The sequence below is a fragment of the Olsenella sp. KH3B4 genome (assembly GCA_900111695.1).
Taxonomy (GTDB): Bacteria; Actinomycetota; Coriobacteriia; order Coriobacteriales; family Atopobiaceae; genus Tractidigestivibacter.
The window spans coordinates 188,110-205,890 of the sequence record FOHD01000005.1 but is presented as its reverse complement, the minus strand read 5'-3'; the positions used below and the strand labels follow the sequence as shown (position 1 = coordinate 205,890).

At 64.0% G+C, this 17,781-nt stretch carries 15 protein-coding genes; 7 read left to right on the top strand and 8 right to left on the bottom strand.

Translation table 11 applies throughout. The features are described 5' to 3' along the window. Window positions 1-39: 39 nt before the first annotated feature. A complete protein-coding gene (locus BMX94_RS06505; protein ID WP_091005022.1) occupies window positions 40-609 on the bottom strand; it encodes a DUF5714 domain-containing protein in 570 nt (189 codons plus the stop codon). A gap of 148 nt (window positions 610-757) precedes the next feature. Between BMX94_RS06505 and BMX94_RS06500 the strand changes: the two genes are divergently transcribed. Next, window positions 758-2,005: an MFS transporter gene (locus BMX94_RS06500; protein ID WP_177171356.1), complete on the top strand. Its 1,248-nt coding sequence runs from the start codon at window positions 758-760 to the stop codon at window positions 2,003-2,005. Between the two features lie 34 nt (window positions 2,006-2,039). On the opposite strand, the gene BMX94_RS06495 is transcribed toward BMX94_RS06500, so the two are convergent. The 6 genes from BMX94_RS06495 to BMX94_RS06470 all read right to left on the bottom strand — a co-directional run bounded on the left by BMX94_RS06495 (window position 2,040) and on the right by BMX94_RS06470 (window position 10,747). Next, window positions 2,040-2,798, bottom strand: coding sequence for an alpha/beta fold hydrolase (locus BMX94_RS06495; RefSeq protein WP_091004950.1), 759 nt, complete (start codon window positions 2,796-2,798; stop codon window positions 2,040-2,042). A gap of 65 nt (window positions 2,799-2,863) precedes the next feature. Then, window positions 2,864-3,922: a ribonucleotide-diphosphate reductase subunit beta gene (locus BMX94_RS06490; RefSeq protein ID WP_091004948.1), complete on the bottom strand. Its 1,059-nt coding sequence runs from the start codon at window positions 3,920-3,922 to the stop codon at window positions 2,864-2,866. Between the two features lie 57 nt (window positions 3,923-3,979). Continuing rightward, window positions 3,980-6,547, bottom strand: a complete 2,568-nt coding sequence (locus BMX94_RS06485; RefSeq protein WP_091004946.1) for a ribonucleoside-diphosphate reductase subunit alpha — start codon at window positions 6,545-6,547, stop codon at window positions 3,980-3,982. Between the two features lie 455 nt (window positions 6,548-7,002). Further along, window positions 7,003-7,431, bottom strand: coding sequence for a hypothetical protein (locus tag BMX94_RS06480; RefSeq protein WP_091004944.1), 429 nt, complete (start codon window positions 7,429-7,431; stop codon window positions 7,003-7,005). A 60-nt stretch (window positions 7,432-7,491) separates the two neighbouring features. Next, the gene (locus tag BMX94_RS06475; RefSeq protein WP_091004942.1) at window positions 7,492-9,027 is read right to left on the bottom strand and encodes a DUF438 domain-containing protein; all 1,536 of its coding nucleotides are present in this window, start codon (window positions 9,025-9,027) and stop codon (window positions 7,492-7,494) included. A gap of 184 nt (window positions 9,028-9,211) precedes the next feature. Then, window positions 9,212-10,747, bottom strand: coding sequence for a DEAD/DEAH box helicase (locus BMX94_RS06470; protein ID WP_091004940.1), 1,536 nt, complete (start codon window positions 10,745-10,747; stop codon window positions 9,212-9,214). A 221-nt stretch (window positions 10,748-10,968) separates the two neighbouring features. Here BMX94_RS06470 and BMX94_RS06465 point away from each other — a divergent pair, with 221 nt between their 5' ends. Next, window positions 10,969-11,487, top strand: a complete 519-nt coding sequence (locus BMX94_RS06465; protein WP_091004938.1) for a helix-turn-helix domain-containing protein — start codon at window positions 10,969-10,971, stop codon at window positions 11,485-11,487. Window positions 11,488-11,514: 27 nt separating this feature from the next. Here BMX94_RS06465 and BMX94_RS10745 read toward each other — a convergent pair whose 3' ends face one another. Then, window positions 11,515-11,610 carry a DUF6219 family protein gene (locus BMX94_RS10745; protein ID WP_286160047.1) on the bottom strand — a complete coding sequence of 32 codons (96 nt, stop codon included), beginning with the start codon at window positions 11,608-11,610 and terminating at the stop codon, window positions 11,515-11,517. Between the two features lie 636 nt (window positions 11,611-12,246). Here BMX94_RS10745 and BMX94_RS06460 point away from each other — a divergent pair. From BMX94_RS06460 to BMX94_RS06440, 5 genes are all read left to right on the top strand, one after another. Further along, window positions 12,247-12,978: a VUT family protein gene (locus BMX94_RS06460; protein WP_091004936.1), complete on the top strand. Its 732-nt coding sequence runs from the start codon at window positions 12,247-12,249 to the stop codon at window positions 12,976-12,978. Then, on the top strand, window positions 12,975-13,709 hold the full coding sequence (locus BMX94_RS06455) for an SDR family NAD(P)-dependent oxidoreductase (protein WP_091004934.1): 735 nt from the start codon (window positions 12,975-12,977) through the stop codon (window positions 13,707-13,709). Before BMX94_RS06460 ends, BMX94_RS06455 begins: the two co-directional genes overlap by 4 nt. A gap of 3 nt (window positions 13,710-13,712) precedes the next feature. Beyond that, entirely contained in the window at window positions 13,713-14,315 is a 603-nt protein-coding gene (locus tag BMX94_RS06450) for a pentapeptide repeat-containing protein (RefSeq protein ID WP_091004931.1), read from the top strand. 160 nt (window positions 14,316-14,475) lie between these two features. After that, the gene (locus BMX94_RS06445; protein WP_091004929.1) at window positions 14,476-15,450 is read left to right on the top strand and encodes a 3-hydroxyacyl-CoA dehydrogenase; all 975 of its coding nucleotides are present in this window, start codon (window positions 14,476-14,478) and stop codon (window positions 15,448-15,450) included. A gap of 350 nt (window positions 15,451-15,800) precedes the next feature. Continuing rightward, window positions 15,801-17,780 carry a DUF4012 domain-containing protein gene (locus BMX94_RS06440; RefSeq protein WP_177171355.1) on the top strand — a complete coding sequence of 660 codons (1,980 nt, stop codon included), beginning with the start codon at window positions 15,801-15,803 and terminating at the stop codon, window positions 17,778-17,780. Window position 17,781: the final 1 nt, after the last annotated feature.

The following is a 17,781-nucleotide window of genomic DNA, read 5'->3' as shown; positions in this document are numbered from 1 at the left end:
TTGCGTAGTAAGAGGCCACGAGCGCACGCCCGTGATGTCTCAGTGATTGGGATAGAACGGGCACCTCTCGCCAAGGCACTGGGAGTTCTGCTGGTGGAACTCGCAGTTGATGTCGCCTTTTTCGAGGCGCACGCCAAAGCGTTCGCGAATGTAGTCGACGGCGGTTTCCAGCGAGACGTACGCGTCGCGCTTGCAGCAGCGCGGTCCGCCGATTCGCGAGAGGGCCTCAAGCGCGCGGGACGTGTACACCATGTGGCTGCCCCACGAGTCGTCGTTCGTGAGAGGACCGGTTCCCTCAAGGATCGAGAGTGCCGCGCCCACAGATGCCGTGGCACCGCACACGCCCCAGCGGCCGCACATGGCGCCTGGCATCCGCAGGCCGCGCGGCATGAGCTCGGAGAGTGCCGCGGGGAGGTCAACGTCACCGCCGGCGTTGCGGTACGCAGTGAGCACGGCCGCGCCATCCAGAACGTGGTGCTCGGGTCCGTGCATGCGGACAAAGTCGCTGTGCGCAACGTCACGGAAGACCACATAGGGGCTCGCGCTCTTCTCGTCCAGACAAGCGTCGATGATCTTCTGTCCGCGCTCCTCCAGTGTGAAATCACTCATGTGTCCCCCAAGCGTTACGTTGCCTAACGGTCATATGGTACGCCGACAAGCGCCCGCCGCGCGCCCGATGAGCGCCCTGGACACCCGGCAACACGAGTGTTATAGTCTCGCCCCTTTACCGCTTTGGCGAGAGGAACGGAGCCGCAACGTGGACGAGCAGACAACCAATGCGCCGCAGGGAAGCACGGCACCCAACGCTGCATGGCGGCGCCCGTACTACACCATCCTGGCGGGGCAGGCCGTCTCTCAGGTGGGAAGCTCGGCCGTACAGTTTGCGCTGATCTGGTACCTCGCGCAGGAAACCGCGTCGCCTGCCGCGATGGGACTTGCGGGCCTGGCGGCCTTCCTCCCCGGCGCGCTCCTCTCGCCGGCAGCAGGCATCGTGGCCGATCGCCACAACCGAAAGCGCGTCTGCATTGCGGCCGACCTCGCCGCCGGCATCATGGCGTCGGCGTTTGCGCTGGCTATGGGCGCGTGGGGAATCTCGGTCGCGGCGGTGATCGCGCTTCTCGCCGCCCGTGCGGCAGCGACCTCGTTCCAGGCCCCCGCGATGCAGGCAATGGTCCCGCAGATTGTCCCGGCCGAGTCCCTTGTTGAGGCCGGTGGCATGTCGCAGGCCATAAGCAGCGCCTCGTACGTCCTGGGGCCTGTTGTTGGCGGCCTGCTGTTTGCGGCGCTTCCACTGCCGGTCATCCTGGTGACGGATCTTGTTGGCGCGCTTGTCGCCGCCATTACGCTGGGCGTTGTTCCCGTGAGCGATCACCGCGCGGAGGGGGAGCGCCCCAAGCTCCATCCCGTCCGCGAGCTTAGGGATGGCCTTGCGGTCTTCTTGGAAGACCGCGTGCTTACGCAGGTCATTGTCTCTTTTCTCGTGTTCATGGTCTTCTTTATGCCGCTTTCGTCCTTCTATCCGCTCATGACCAGCAACTACTTTGGGCTTGGGGCCTTTGAGGGAAGTCTTGTCGAGATGAGCTGGGCGCTCGGCATGCTGGTGGCGGGCATTGCGGTTGCAAAGGCTAACATCAAGGACGAGGTACGCGCATCTTTCATGGCAACGGCCGCGCTGGGCGCGACGTGCATTGCCTCCGGCCTCCTGCCCCAGAGCTTTGGCGGATGGGTGGCGTTTGCGGTGCTCTGCGGTGCAATGGGGGCAACCGCGACCTGCTACGACGTGCCCATTGTGGCGTACATGCAGAAGAGCATCGCGCCCGAGAAGCTCGGCCGGGCCTTCTCGGCGTTCCAGATTGTCTCGATGGTGTCAACGCCCATCGGGCTGGCGATTGCCTCTCCGGTGGCAGAGGCGCTCGGCGTGAATGCCTGGTTTGGCATAAGCGGCGTGGCCATTGCGCTGCTCGGCGTTGTGATGCTGGCGCTACAGGGTCGGGCGCGACGGTAGGGGACTTCTCGCGCGCGCCCTTCTCGCACCGGCCCTACTCGCCCTGCTGCGTGAACGAGGCCACGGCATCCGCGGCGAGCTCCTGCTGCTCCTCCGTGCTTATGGTCGCGGTGCCGTCCCCGTCTTGCGCTCCGTAGTCGCCAAACTGTGCATGATTGCCACCCTCAATGACCAGCTCCGAATAGTCGTCTGGCCGCAGGTCAGCGTGCGACTGCAGCTTGTCTACCTGGCCGTCCTCGGAGCCATAGACGGAGAGCATCCTAAAGCCCGGCGCACGCAGGCTCTTGGTGGGGTACGCGGCGAGAACCACCAGGCCGTCAAGCTTGGCGGTGTGGTCGGCGGCGTAGACGGCCGCCATCGCACCGCCAAGCGAGTGCCCGCCCACGTACCAGTGGTCGTAGTGGTAGTCGTTGCTGTCGATAATGGCATCTGCGGCATTCATGTTAAGAAACGCAAAGTTGAGTGGCATGCGCACGAGAAAGACATCGGTGCCCCTCTCGGCAATGGCCTCCAGCTGGGCCGCGTACGCCTCGCACTGGACCTTGCCGCCGGGGTAGAAGACCAGTGCGTCTTGTGTTCCCGGCCCATCAAAAAGGTAACCGTTTTGGGTGGCGGTCACACGGACGGCATCGCTTCCGCCAAGCGCCGCCTGGGCGCGCGAGGTTGCCCGCGAGTACGTGCTTGCGTAGACGAGAAACGCAACCACGGCAACCGCGAGCGCCGCGAGCAGCCCCAGCGCGATGCGGCGGAGTATGACGTGCGTCTTTGTCTTGGCGTGCTTCTCTGCTGACATGCCTCTCCTTTGCTTGCCTGCCCGCCCCCATGGTAGCTGAGGGCGCGCCGCAATCGCCCGCGCTCCTACAGGTCGTCCACCAGGGCGGTCGACTTTGCGTAGGCGGTCGAGCGCGCCTCGAAGAAGTCCGTCTTCACCATGTTGGCGTTGCTGTACTGCGAGACCCAGGCCATGTCCGCCGGCTCCTCGGCAAACTCCGGGTAGAGCTGCCCCATCCCGAGCGAACTCCAGCGAAGGTTCCCCAGGTAGTGGATGTAGTCGCTTACCTGCTGTCCCGTGAGACCGGGGATGCTCTCGCCAATCACGTACCGGCCCCAGGCAATCTCCTGCCGCACGCCCTCCTCGAGCATGGCTCGCAGATCGGCCACGGCCTCCTCGGTGAAGAGCTGCGGTTCCTCTCGTTGCAGCTCCAGGATCATGTTGCGGAAGAGCCACAGGTGGGTGTTCTCGTCGCGGTTGATGTAGCGGATCTCCTGGGCGCTGCCGGGCATCTTGCCGTTTCTCGCCAGGTTGTAGAAGAACATGAAGCCCGAGTAGAAGTACACGCCTTCGAGGATGAAGTTCGCCATCATCACGCGCAGCAGCGTCGGCGCATCCTGGTGCTTCTGGAACTCGTTGTAGAGGTTGCCGATGAACGTGTTTCTCGCCAGCAGGTGCTTGTCGGTCTTCCACTGGTAGAGAATGTCGTTGCGCTGCTCGGGGCTGCAGATCGTGTCCAGCATGTACGAGTAGCTCTGCGAGTGCACGCACTCCTGGAAGGTCTGGATGTGCAGGCACAGGTTGACCTCGTTTGCCGTGATGAACTCGCCCACGTTGGGGAGGTTCGCGGTCTGGAGCGAGTCGAGAAAGACGAGAAACGAGAGGATCTTGTCGTACGCGGCCCGTTCCGCAGGCAGGAGGTTGGGGTAGTCCTTAACGTCCTGCGAGAGGTTGATCTCCTCGGGGATCCAGAAGTTGTTCATGGCCTGTCGGTACCAGTCCGAAGTCCAGGCATACTTCACGTTGTTGAAGTCGTTGAGGTTGGTGGTGTTGCCGCCGATGAGGCGCCTTGCGCGCACGTCAGTGTCGCCGTTGGGGTTGAAGAGCGCCTTGGGCGAGAGGCGCGTGCCGTTTGCTTGCTGCATGGGGGTCCTTTCGTGTGGCGTGTGGGGTGGGGCGCGGCGTGGGGGCGCGCGGCGCGGCTAGCTGGAGCAGCTCTCGCACTCCTCGACCTCGAGCGACTTGCTGCGCACGTAGTAGACGGTCTTGACGCCGTTGCGCCACGCTTCGAGGTAGAGGCCCAGTACCTGTCGCATGGTGTACTCGTTGGTGATGTAGAGGTTCACCGACTGCGCCTGGTCGATATGGCGCTGGCGCACGCCCGCGGCGCGCATGCTCCACGTCTGGTCGATCATGTGCGCCGGCTTGTAGTACCACCAGGTCTTGGGCGAGAGCTCGGGCGCCACGCGCGGCAGCATGGAGCCCTTCTTCTCCTCCAGGAAGAACTTGCGCATCACGGGGTCGAGCCCGGCCGTTGTGCCGGCGATGATGGAGGTCGAGCTGGTGGGGGCAACGGCGAGAAGGTACGCGTTTCGCATACCGTGGGTGGCCACGCGCTCGGCGAGCGCGTGCCAGCTTGGGGACGTGTAGCCGCGCTTCTCGAAGTACGCGCCGGTCTGCCAGTCGGAACCCGCGAACTTCTCGTATGCCCCGCGTTCCTCGGCCAGCTGGCAGGAGGCCTCGATGGCGTGACGGTTGATGCGCTCGAAGACGTCGTCGGCAAAGCGCAGGTGCTCCTCGCTCTCCCACATGATGCCGCGCTTGGCCAGCATGTGGTGGTAGCCCGAGACGCCGAGGCCAACCGAGCGGTAGCGGCGGTTGGTCACCTTGGCGTAGGGGAGGGCGTAGAAGTTGAGGTCGATCACGTTGTCCAGGGCGCGCACGGCCGTCTCTACGGTGCGGGCCAGGTAGGCGTCGTCCTCGACGGGCAGGCGCCCGAGCGAGAGGCTCGCGAGGTTGCACACCACAAAGTCACCGGGGCGCGTGGTGGTCACGACGACGGTGTCGCCGTCTGTGGTCACGACCTCCTGCGACACGCTCTGGATTTCGCTTGTGTTCTGGGCGATTTCGGTGCAGAGGTTGGAGCAGTAGATCACGCCTGCGTGCGGGTTGGGGTTCGCGCGGTTCACGGTGTCGCGCATGAAGGCGAACGGCGTGCCCGTCTCGACGGCACTGCGCAGCACCAGGCGCACGATGTCCTTCACGGTGACGGTGCGCTTGGGGATGCGCGGGTCGGCGACGCACTCGAGGTAGCGGCGCTCCCATTCCTCGCCGAAGTAGTCCTCCAGCGCATAGCCCTTCACCGTGAGGATGTCGTGGGGACACATGAGGTGCCAGGGCTGGTCGAGGTCCTGCTCGGCCATGCGCCAGAACAGGTCGGGGTAGCAGACGGCCGGAAAGACGTCGTGCGCCTTCATGCGGTCATCGCCGTTGTTGGTGCGTAGCTGCAGGAACTCCGGTAGGTCGCGGTGCCAGGCGTCCAGGTAGACCGCCACGGCGCCCGCGCGGACGCCGAGCTGGTCAACGGCGACGGCGGTGTCGTTGATCACGCGGATCCAGCGCACCACGCCGCCCGCCGCACCCTCGAATCCGCGGATGCTGCCGCCTTTGGCGCGAACTTTGCCCAGGTACATGCCCATGCCGCCACCAAACTTTGAGACCATGGCAAAGTTGTCCACGCTACGATAGATGCCCTCGAGGCTGTCGGGCACGGTGTCGATGAAGCAACTTGAGAGCTGATGGTGCGGCTTGCGCGCGTTCGACATGGTGGGCGTCGCCATGGTGACCTCGAGCCGGCTGAGCATGTCGTAGAAGCGCCGGACCCAACGCATGCGCGCCTCGCGGCGCTCACGCAGGGCAAGGTGCAGCGCGATGCCCATGAACATCTCCTGCGGAGACTCGAGGGGCACGTGGTCGTGGCTGCATATGACATATCGCTTGAGCAGCAGGTCAAGGCCAGGGTAGTCGAGAAGCTGGTCACGTGTGGGATCGATCCAGGATGCCGCTTGGTCAATCTCCTCGCGCGAGTAGTGTTCGAGGATGTAGCTGCCATAGAGACCCTGGTCGGTGAGGTAGCGAATCTTGTCGTAGAAGGAACCCAGGCCGCGGGCTCGCTCTTCCTTGGCAAGGCGATGCGCTGCGACAAAGGAGAGGAGGCGGCCGGCGATGAGCTCCCAATCTGGAGTCTCGGGCGTCGTGAGTTCTATGGCGGCATGTACCAGGGCGTCTTCGCGCTCGGCGACGGCCATGGAGGGCTTGGCGAAGCCCTGGAACTTGGCTGCGAGTGCCGAGGGCGGATAGACCTCGGGATTAAAGTCACGCGAGATGCTGACGAGAACGGCATCAAGCTCGCTGGCGGCTTTCTGCAGCTCGAGGTTAGACTGGCCTCCTGGCTCCGAGAGCGCCAGCGAGCAGATTGCTCGGCGTGCGCTCCGCAGCTCTGCGCGACGATGCCGGTAGAGGATGTACGCCTTGGCGGCATCGTAGTGGCCAGTCTCCATGAGCGCCCGCTCGACCAGGTCCTGGATCTGCTCCACTTCGGTTGCGCCGGTGACAGCGAGGGCTTCTTCCACGCGTGCGAGCAGCGTTTCGAGGGCGCTCTCGTCGTGTGCAGCCGGGTCAGAGACCTCGGTGAGCGCCTTCTCCATTGCGCGGATAATCTTGCTTCTGTCGTAGGACTCTGTGCGCCCGTCTCGCTTGGTGACCTGCATGTTGACCCCGTTCTGCGGCGATGTCGCCGCCGTGTTGTGCTTGTTCGTGACGGGCTTAGCGCTGGTCTTGCAAGCGTCGCCCTCGCATGGCCGAATCCTGGTGGCCGGCTCTTCTGGGATATATGCTATCAGAATACTAGCAATATATCCTAGAAGTTGTGGGTCATATGGTTGAAAGCGCAACATCTAGGGGATTGCTGCAAGACTCGCCAACCTATTCAGGTGTTTGGCCTGCAACGCGAAGGCTCCGGCGTGAGCGAGCTCCTCGTCCGATAGAGCACTTTTATGCAGTCAGCACGCGGATTCGCACTTCTCGGGTCCGGTTTCGGCCCTGGTTTCGGTGAGAGGCGGCCTTCCGGGACGGATTCTTCCGCGAACTATCGAAGAAGGAAAAATGCGGGCCCGGGAGTGGCCCGGGCCCGCCTGAATTGCAAGCTTCGCGCGAAAGACAGCGCCTAGCAGTGCGGCGCAGCGGAGAGCTGCTCTGTCACCTTGTCGTCGTCTCCGCTCTCGAGGGCGGCAAGCGAGCGATAGAGCCAGGAGGTGGCGTCGGCCGAGAGGGTCTCGGCGTTTGCGCTGGCGGCAAAGGCGAGGAGCGCGTCGAGAAGCTGCTTGCCGGCGGGGGAGAGGGCGGTGACGTCTGTCCCGGCGTGGGCGGGCACTCCGCGGTGACCGGAGACGTGCTCGACGAAGCCGCGCACCTGCGCGACCTGCTGCGGCAGGCTGGCGGCGGGCTCGGCGGCACCAGCGGCAACAAGGGCGTCGATTACGACCTGCGCGGGGGTCCCGCAGGGGACGAAGCCGGGCGCGTCGTCCATTGCCGCGGTGATGGTTGCGCCGAGGGCAACGGCGGCTCCGGTAAGCTCGTTCTGGATCTCATTCATGCGGTTCTCCTTTTGGTTTGATTCGTTATCTTGTGACGCGCGGAGGTTACCCCGCTCCCCCTATGCCTTGAAGTGATCCCGTGCGAACCCCATGCGCTGGACCACCTCCATGGTGCCAACGTAGGAGCCCTTGCGGTCGCGCACGGCCATGTAGCGCACCAGCACGGGTTCGCCCTCCTTCTCCATCCAGATGTCGACGGAGTCCTGCTCGCCACTCTTGAGCGTGGCGATGACGTGGCGCACCATCTGCTGCACCTTGGGCGGGTGGCAGCTCCAGACCTCGCGTCCGAGTGCGGAGGACGGACGCTTGAAGAGTTTCTTCTCGCCGTCGTCGTTCCAGTAGCGGTTGATGTCGCTGTCGTCGACGAAGGTGATCTCCAGCGGAATGGTGTTGAGCATGGCATCGAGCTGGGTGCGGGTCATGCTGCCAGTGGGGAGGACCACCTCGTCTGCGCTGACGGGCTTGTTGTCCGCGCCCTCGCCGGCCGCCGCCGCGCGCTTCTCGCAGTATTCCTCGCCGGCGCCCCAAGTGCCTGCGTCCTCAATGAGACACAGGTCATAGCCCTTGAGGTCGGCGTACATCTGGAGCCACTCGTCACCCGAGAAGTTCTGGGCGCACAGGGGCAGAAGGATGTTCGCCTCCTTGTAGACCATCTCGTCGGCACGGGTGAGGACCTTCTCGGCACGCTCTCGCCAGGCCTCGTCCTGCTCTCGAGCGCCGAGGAGCGCGCGCAGCTCCGCGCGAATCTCGTCGTCGACGCCCCACATTACGTCTGAGGGGCCGGAGTATCCGTGACGCACCTTGAGCACGGGGTAGAGAAGGTCGCCCTTCTTGGCGTAGTGAATGCCCAGCTGGGAGAGGGTGCGTAGCTCTTCGGCGGCGGTGGGGGTGCCGAGGGCAGCGCGGGTGCGGGCTATCTGCTCGGAGATGGCCCGGTTCTCGAGGGAGAAGACGTGCATAGGGTGTCCGGGGAGGTTGGTGAGGAAGCGCGTGTTGAGGTCGCCCGCGCCCTGCGTGAGCGAGCCCATGACCGCCTCTTCAGCGTTGGCGATCTTCTCCTCGCGGGTGGCGCCGTGGAAGAGGGCAGAGTGGACGTCGCAGAGGCGCTGGACATCGTCGATCTTCGCGCCACCCTCGATGAGGCCCTGCTCGGCGCGGGCAATCTCGCCGGCATCCACGTCACTGAAGTTGGCGACAAAGTCCGCGCGAACGTTCTCGAGCGACTCTCCGGACGAGAGGCGAGCGATGTAGCTCTCAAGGAGCTTTGCGCGGCCGGCCTCGTCAAGCCCCTCGACCTTGGTGCCGAGAGGGGCGCTCGTCTCTGACTCGCTGGGGTTCTCGTGCGCAGACGGGGTATCTTGCTTGCTGGCGCCGATAACGGTGAAGCCAGCGGCTTCGAAGGCTCGCACCGCGTCATCGAGGCCAATGCCCTTGATTGAGCACCCGCGCGGGACGGTCATCACACGGCCGACCGTGTTGAGCGCGGCCGGCTTGGCAATGTCCGTGAAGCCGAGGTCCACCATCACCTGGGTGAACTCGGGGAACTCCTGGGCGAGGTCGTGGACGCTCTTGCTCATGTCAAGTGTCTTGCTCATGGCTGCTCCTGGTCTCGTGACCAGGCCGTTTGGCCTGGTGCGCCATGTTGCGGACAGCGAAATCCGCGGCATGGCGCCGTTTGTCGAAGTCAGGATATGAGAGTAAGGAGCAGTGAACTGTTGTAATCACAACTTCTATGGCAAATCCACGACATCAAAGCGCCTGCCCAAGCGCGCAGCGGGCTTAGCGCCTGCCCATGCCGCCGTGGTCGCCAGGATGACGCCTGCCCTGCGGTCTGCCCGCTCTGCCTGCGGTTTCCGGCTTCTTTGCGTGAGGGCGCTGCTGTGTGGTGGCCTTGCCGCGACGACGGCCTGCCTTGGGCTTCTCAGGAGGAATGGGGCTCTCACCTGGGCGATTTCCCTTTGGCCCGCGCTGCGCCTGCGCCCCGCGCGGGGAGCGGCTCGCTACGATCTCTGCGGTGCGCGCCATGCGCGCCTCGCGGCGCTCGTCCACGAGCTTCTTGCGCTCCTTCTTGCCGGGCAGACGGTCGGCCGGCGTGCGGTTGGGGTCGAGTACCAGCGGGTTCTCGCCCAGGGGAATGCCCTGGGCGCGCGGGTACACGGGGATGTTCTTGCCCATGAGCTGCTCGATGTCGCGCAGGTCGAACTCCTCCTCGGGCGTCGCGAAGGTGAGCGCCCAGCCAAACTCGCCCGCGCGCCCCGTGCGGCCAATGCGGTGGATGTAGTCCTCGGCATCCGAGGGAACGTCGAGGTTGACCACGTAGGCCACGTTGGGGATATCGATGCCGCGGGCCAGGACGTCGGTTGCCACCAGCACGCCCACCTCGCCGTCGGCAAAGCGCCTCAGCGCACTGGCACGCTGGTTCTGGCTGCGGTTGCCGTGAATTGGCGCACACTCGATGCCGGCTTTGCGCAGTCGCCGGCAGACGGCGTCGGCGCGATGCTTGCCGCGCACAAAGACGATCACGCGCTCCGCGCCCTCGCGGTGCAGGATTCCGATGAGGGCGTCGTTCTTGGCCTCGTGCGAGATGGGGAGGACAAACTGCTCGATTGTCTCGGCGGCTGTTCCCTTGTGCGCAATCTCGATGCGTACGGGGTTGTTGACCAGGGACTTTGTGTTGTCCAGGACGTCATCTGAGAGTGTTGCCGAGAAGAGCAGGGTCTGCCGGGACGCAGGCGTCTTTGACACGATGCGGCGCATGTCGGGCAGGAAGCCCATGTCGAGCATGCGGTCCGCCTCGTCCAGGACGAGGGTCTCTACCTGCGAGAGGTTGCAGTCGCCTGAGTTGATGAGGTCGATGAGGCGTCCCGGCGTGGCCACCACCAGGTCGCATCCCTTGTGGAGCGCGGCGCGCTGCGGCTCGTACGAGACGCCACCCACGAGGACCGTTGCCGTGTGGCCGGTGCGCGCGCAGATGGCGGTCGCGACCTCCTCGATCTGGGCGGCGAGCTCACGCGTGGGTGTGACGACGAGCATGAGGGGACCCTGCCCATGGCGTGCGTGGCCCAGCCGGTCGAGCGTGGGGAGCAGGAAGGCGGCCGTCTTGCCGGTGCCCGTCTGCGCAGCAGCCATGACGTCGGTGCCTGCGAGAACGGCGGGGATTGACGCCGCCTGGACTGGCGTTGGGGCTTCGTAGCCCATGTCGCTCACGGCGGCGAGGGCGCGATCGGAGAGGCCGAGGTCCTCGAAGCGGGTGGGGAGGTCCTTCTCGGCAGTGATGATGGGGCTGGATGCGTTGGTACTGCGGCGCTTGGCCATGTGGTGGTGCTCCTAACAACGAGAAAACGTGCGAGGGACTAGCTTACGCGATTCCTCGCGTGCACATCGAGTCACCATCTTCTTGTGCGGGTGGGATGCGAAACTAGCAGGTAGATGCCGCGACAGTTCTGCTGTCATGTCGCACGCCGCCGCGCAAGCTATGCTTTCTTGCGTGGTGTCTTTGGCCGGACGAAGCTGTGCCCAGGAAGGGAGAGGAACTCATGGAATTTGGCGAGAGGGTCAAGGCCATGCGCAGCGGCGCGGGCCTCACGCAGGAGCAGTTCGCGTCGCGCCTTGGGGTGACGCGGCAGGCGGTCTCCAACTGGGAGAACGGCCGCAACCTGCCCGACATCGAGGTCGTCATCGCCCTGTCCCAGACGTTTGGCGTCTCCCTTGACGAGCTCATCCTGGGAGGAGAAGACATGACACGTGACGCAGGCGAGAAGAACAACATGGCCAACAAGCTCATCCGCGACGGCAGCGAGGGCAGATGGATGCGCATGAGCCTTGCGATGTCTGTCGTGGGTGCGGCGCTCATCGTGATTGCGACTGTGCTTGCCGTGGTGGCCACAAACTCGGTGAGCTATGTGGACGCGAGTGGCATGCTGCACGAGGACTTCTGGCTCGTGCCCGTGAGCTACGCGTGCGCGGCGGCTGGTGTGCTGGTGCTGCTCGTGAACTTTGTCGCGCAGCTGCGTCGCCGGAAGCGCATGACGGGATCGTACCGGCCGGCGAGATAAAAACGCCTGCGCGGCTCCCCCGAACTCCTAGTCCTTGCAGTCCTTGCCCATTTCGTAGCCGGTGATGATGGTCATCGCCATACAGAAGAGGGTGAGAAACGCGAAGTACCCGTGTGCCTTCATGGAGGCCTCCGAGTGGTTGCGGGGTTGGCGTGATGCTTTGAGTCTAACCCCGGTGCAAGCACAAAACACCCGCCAGCGCTGGCCCTTTCGGACGGATGCGCCGGGGGGTGCACTGCTGGCGCAGAGATCTCCGGCATTGTGTGATGACGGTTTGTGGTTGCCCGTAATGGTTGTCCCCGATATGGCGGGAGACGCTGTGCGGGGGTCGCTAGATGAACGACTCAGATTACGTGCAAAAGTGAAGATGTGTGGGTTATTTTTCTTGGTTAGAGGGCCATTTGGGCGGACTCAATCTGCCAAACTGCCGTGGCGTCAACAACGTAACTGCATTACTCCATATGGCAATCACGCATAGCCATCGGACTGTAGAGGAGATGTCCCGTAGACGTCGCTTGTGGCGTTTCGCATTTCCACACAACCTCACTTTTGGACGTAATTGCGGCAAGACCGCTTGCGCGGGCTGCCATTTTGGAGGTTTGGGGTGCGGACGTTTTCTTGGACCGGCTACAACGCCAGCCCGAGCCTCGCCCCCCACGTCAGCGCCACGTGCGCTACTATGTTTCCCGGCCGCACGGGTGGCCCTCTAAGCAGTCCCAGGTAAAACCTGCTTGCAAATCCAAAACCGGGAGACAACGCATGCTCAAGCGAACCCTTGAGGACTACAAGGTCCTCCTCCGAAGCATCCCCAGCGCTACCGTTACCCTCTTTGTGGTGAGCGTCATCGTGATGAACCTCCTCGCAAACAAGGAGCTGGTGTCACTCCCATGGCTGGCGCTTGACTGCGGTTTCACCGTGAGCTGGGTGAGCTTCCTCTGCATGGACATGATTTGCAAGCGCTTTGGCGCCAACGCCTCCATCAAGGTAAGCGTGCTTGCCGAGGCAATTAACCTGGCCGTATGCCTGCTCTTCTGGCTCATGAGCCTCACGCCGGGCATGTGGGGCGCCTACTACGACACGGGCAGCATCCAGGTGAACGATGCGCTCAACGCCACGCTTGGCGGGAGCTGGTACGTGGTAGTTGGATCCATGGTGGCCATGCTCTGCTCGTCTGTCGTGAACTCGCTGCTCAACGAGGGCATCGGCCGCATGCTGCACAAGAACACCTTTGGCTCCTTCGCGCTGCGCTCCTATGTGAGCACGATGGTTGGCCAGTTTGTGGACAACTTCGTCTTCGCGACCATCGTGAGCCACGCGTTCTTTGGCTGGACCTGGACGCAGGTTGTCATGTGCTCGCTCACGGGTGCGCTGGCAGAGCTCGCATGCGAGATGTTCCTCTCGCCGGTGGGCTTCCACGTGGTGCGAAGCTGGGAGCGCGAGGGCGTGGGCGAGGACTACCTGCGCCTCCACTCCGTCGAGGCTGCGCGATGAGACAAAGTGACAGTCCCTTTGTCTCATCGCCGCTGGACGCTGACGGGCGTTCGCTCGACGTGCTGGTGACGGGCGCCTCGCGCGGCATAGGTCGAGCGACGGCAGAGCTGTTCCTTGCCCGCGGACATCGTGTGTGGGGACTAGACGTGCAGCCTCCCTCCATCGAGCACCCCCGGTACCAGCACGTTATTGCCGACGTGCGGGACCGAGAAGCGCTGCCTGCGGGGCTCGCGCCCCAAGTTGTGGTGAGCAACGCCGGCGTCCAGGACAGCGGCGCGGACATCGACGTCAACCTCAAAGGCACCATCAACGTGTGCGAGCGCTATGCGTTTGCGCCGGGCGGCCGCACGCCTGCGCCGCAGGTACGCGCCGTGGTGCTGGTGGGCTCATCCAGCGGGCACACCGGTGCCGAGTTCCCCGAGTACGCGGCATCGAAGGGTGGGGTTCTCGCCTATGCCAAGAACCTCGCGCAGCGGCTGGCGCCACAGGCCACCTGCAACAGCGTGGATCCCGGCGGCGTCCTGACCGAGCTCAACCGCCCGGTGATGGACGACCCAGTCCTGTGGAATCGCATCATGGCCCTCACGCCGCTCCGCCGCTGGGCGACGCCGGAGGAGATCGCGGAGTGGATCTACTTCGTTGGTGTGACCAACCGCTTTATGACAGGGCAGAACCTTCTCATCGACGGCGGCGAGGCTGGTAGCTTCGATTTCGTGTGGCCGGAGGAGTAGCGCATGAGCGACCTGATCGACGCTGTTGCTGAGGCAGACGGGGATGTCCGCGGCCGAGAGTTTGTGGGGGAGGACCTCTCCGGAGAAGACCTCGGGCACGTGGAGTTCGAGGACTGTACCTTTCGCGGGTGCGTCCTGGCCTCAGCGCAGCTGGAGCGCCCAAGCTTCGAGCGCTGCACGTTTGTGGGCTGTGACCTGGCAAACGTTGCAGGAAACACCGGCTTCTGGCGGGACTCGAGGGCCAATGACTGCCGCCTGGTGGGTGCGGACCTCCACAAGTCCGTCCTCGTGCGCACCCGATTTGTGGGGTGCAACCTCTCGTACGTGGGGCTGGCGGAGTCCAAGCTCGAGCGCGTCTCGTTCGCTGGGTGCAATCTGCGCGAGGCGTCCCTCTCGCGGCTTCGCCTGCGCAGCCGTCTTGAGCTCGAGGACTGCGATCTTTCGCGTGCGGAGCTCTTCCAGACGCGGCTGGCGGGAGTCGACCTCACGAGCTGCAACATCGCGGGTGTCCGTGTGAGTGACACTTTTCGCGAGCTTCGCGACGCGTATGTGGGAGTGGACCAGTTGCCTGACCTTGCGGGGCTTCTCGGGGTGAAGCTGCGATAAGGGCAGGGCGAGACGCGCATGAGACAAAGGGACTGTCCCTATGTCTCCCCTATGTCTCCTCCGGCGCCGCCTACGTATTTCTACTTCACTTTCTTATCTGCCTGGAGCATAACGTACACGTAGGTTAAACGTAGTACCTTACTGAAGGGACCAGCGGGGCATGGATATCAAAGATGTAAAGAAGGTAACCGTTGCAGGTTGCGGCACCGAGGGCAGCCAGATCTCCTCGATGGTGTCGTACAAGGGCTTCGAGACAACCGTGTGGCTGCGGAGCGAAGGCTCCATCGACCGCGCAAAGCCCAGGCTGGAGTCCGTGCGCAGGCAGATTCTTGGCGAGCTCGATGCCTGGAAGGCCGACCGTGGCGAGTACTGCCGCGGACTCTCGGACGACAGGGACCTCACTGACGAGCAGATCGACCAGCTCAAGACCCAGGCCGAGGAACGCCTCTCGCACATTCACCTTACTACCAGCGCGGAGGAGGCATTCTCGGACGCCGATGTCGTCATCGAGTGCATCAACGAGGACCCCGCCCAGAAGCGTGGCTTCTACGAGAAGATCGCGGGCATCATGCCCGAGAAGACCCTGCTGCTCACCGACTCGTCGACCTTCCTGCCAAGCACCTTCGCCGACGCGACTGGCCGCCCCGACCGCTACATGACGCTGCACTTTGCCAACCAGATCTGGCGCAACAACCTCACGGAGCTCATGCGCCACGGCCGCACCAGCGACGAGTCCTTCAAGCTTGCCGAGCAGTTCTCCTATGCCATCGGCATGGTTCCCCTCAAACTCAACAAGGAGCAGCCCGGCTACATCCTCAACACGCTTCTCATCCCATGGTTCAAGGCGGCAATGTATCTCGTCGCCTCGGGCGTGACGGATCCTGCCACGGTCGACCTGTGCTGGGAGCTTGACACTGGTGCCCGTCCCGACCAGACCCCGTTCCGCAAGATTGACAAGGTCGGCCTGCCGTTGGCGCTCAAGATTATTTCCATGGAGCCTGGCGCAGATGATTCCTCCACTCCGGCTGGCAAGATGGTCGCACTGCTCAAGAGCTACGTCGATGCAGGTAAGACCGGTATTGCGGTGGGCGAGGGCTTCTACAAGTACGACGAGAATGGCAACGTAATCAAGTAGGCTCCTGCTGGCGAGCTGCGGTATGGGGGCGGAGCTCTCCGGTCCTGCCTCCGTTGGCAAGGTGCTCTCTGATGCGGCCGGCCCGCGTTGGGTCACAGATTTGGGTGCGATTGCGTGACGGCGCCGCTCCACGTGGTATCACTCTGGTGTAGCCCATGGGTCTAAGGAGCCGTGCCGATTTCCCTTCCACATGCCAGTTATCTGGACTTTTGTCACCGGTGGTCTCGGACATCTCCTCCTGCGCGTATCGTTAAAACGTATGCGAGAATACCTGAAAGGCAATAGCATCAGACTACGGCTTGCCAGCCAAGGACAAGGACATGGCCGGCTTTCGTATGGGGGGACAGCAGATGTCAGACAGTCCGCGTGGAGCACACTTCGCCAAGCCGGTGGGCCCGAGGGGCAATGAGGACGAGAAGGACTCCCGTCCGTTGCAGTCCGACATGCGGCCCGATTCCTCTGGCTTTGGGGCTACCCAGCAGCTCTCGGACGCAGGCCAGACGTTTGGCTTCGCGGGCGACCAGGGCGCGCCCCACGTCGAGCCTCCCGAGCCCGTGCCGGCGATGAACGTCTACCTCGACGGCCCTAGTCGGCAGACTGGGCGTGGGCGCAAACAGGCCAGGCGCCACCACCCCGGCAGGGTCGTGCTCGTGGTGGTCCTCGCCCTTGTCGCTGCCATTGGTGCCTGCGGCTTCCTCCTCTACCGCTCTGCCCAGGCCGTTCAGGCAGACGCCAAGGTGGTATCCTCAACCGCCTCGTCCATGAAGGACAATCTCACCTCTGGGGACGGCGAGGCGCTCCTCAACAACGCCAACTCGTTTGCCAGCGCGGCCTCCGACATGCACAAGGAGACGAGCGGCGCCCTCTGGGGATTCGCCGCCAACCTGCCCGTGGTTGGCCAGGACGTGAGAAACGCGCAGCAGCTTGCAGGCATCGCGGACGACATGGGCGCCAAGGTCCTCGTCCCCATGGCGCAGAGCCTCTCGGACGTCTCGATGTCCTCGCTGCTCTCCAACGGCAAGGTGGATGTGGACGCCATCCAGAGCCTGGTCAACGCCCTCTCGGACGTCTCGCCCACGATCTCGGACTGCTCCAAGCGTGCAAGTGCTATCAAGCCCGGTTCCGTCTCGCAGGTGAACACCTATGTCGAGAAGGCCCAACAGCTCCTCTCGACCGCCGATGAGGGAGCACAGACCGCCGAGAAGATCGCCCCGAGCCTTCCCGGGCTCCTCGGTGCGAACGGTACGCGCACCTACCTCATCGTTGCGCAGAACAACTCCGAGCTGAGGGCGACGGGCGGCCTTCCTGGCGCGCGCATCCCCGTGACCGTTAGCAACGGAGTCATCAGCCTTGGCGAGTCTACGCCCTTGAGCCAGGGATTCGACGTCAACATCGACATCACCGACGAGGAGCGCTCGCTTCTCGGCGAGGCTCCCGCCGTCGCTGCCTCCTGGGCAAACTTCACCCCCGACTTCTCGCATGCTGGCAAGTACCTCGCCGACGGCTGGAACCAACACAGCGACCAGCAGGTCGAGGGCGTCATCGCGATTGATCCCGTCTTCCTGCAGAACCTCCTCGCCCTGACGGGCGGGGTCGTTGCGTCCGACGGAACGGCGGTCGACGGCACCAACGCGGCTCAGGTGCTGCTCTCCGACATCTATTGGAAGTACCCCGAGGGTGCGAAGCAGGATGCCATGTTCGCCGAGGTCGCTGGCCTGTGCTTCGACCAGCTCATGACCTCGCTCGGCTCCGTGAGCCTCGATGACCTCACCAAGCTCATCAAGCAGTCGGGAGAGGACCGTCGCCTGCAGGTTTGGATGGCCGACGACTCCGAGGAGGCCGTCATGCAGGAGTTGGGCGTCGCGGGCGAGCTTGACAGCGACCCGGCGAACCCGGTGCTCGGTGTCTACGTGAACGACAACACCTGGGCGAAGATGGACTGGTACATGGACCTGCGTACCACCGTGGGCTCGGCAACCGCGAACAGCGACGGCACCACCACCTACAACGTGACTACCACGATCACCAACCGCATGACCGAAGAGGAGGCGGCCACCGCTCCCGAGTACATCACGGGCGGTTCGGACATGACCTCCGGCAGGGGCGACATGGTGTCCCTCGTAATCGTGCTTGGCCCTGCGGGCGGGACGGTCTCCGGCCTGAGCGACCGCGCGACGAACGGGCAGCTCGAGGGGCTCGACGGCCACTATTTTGCCGTGAGCACCATGCCTGGCGAAACCGAGACCATCGAATACCAGGTGACTACTGCGGCGGGAGCAGGTGCGCTCCAGGTGCGTCAGACCCCCACGGCAAGGACGTTCACGGACTAGG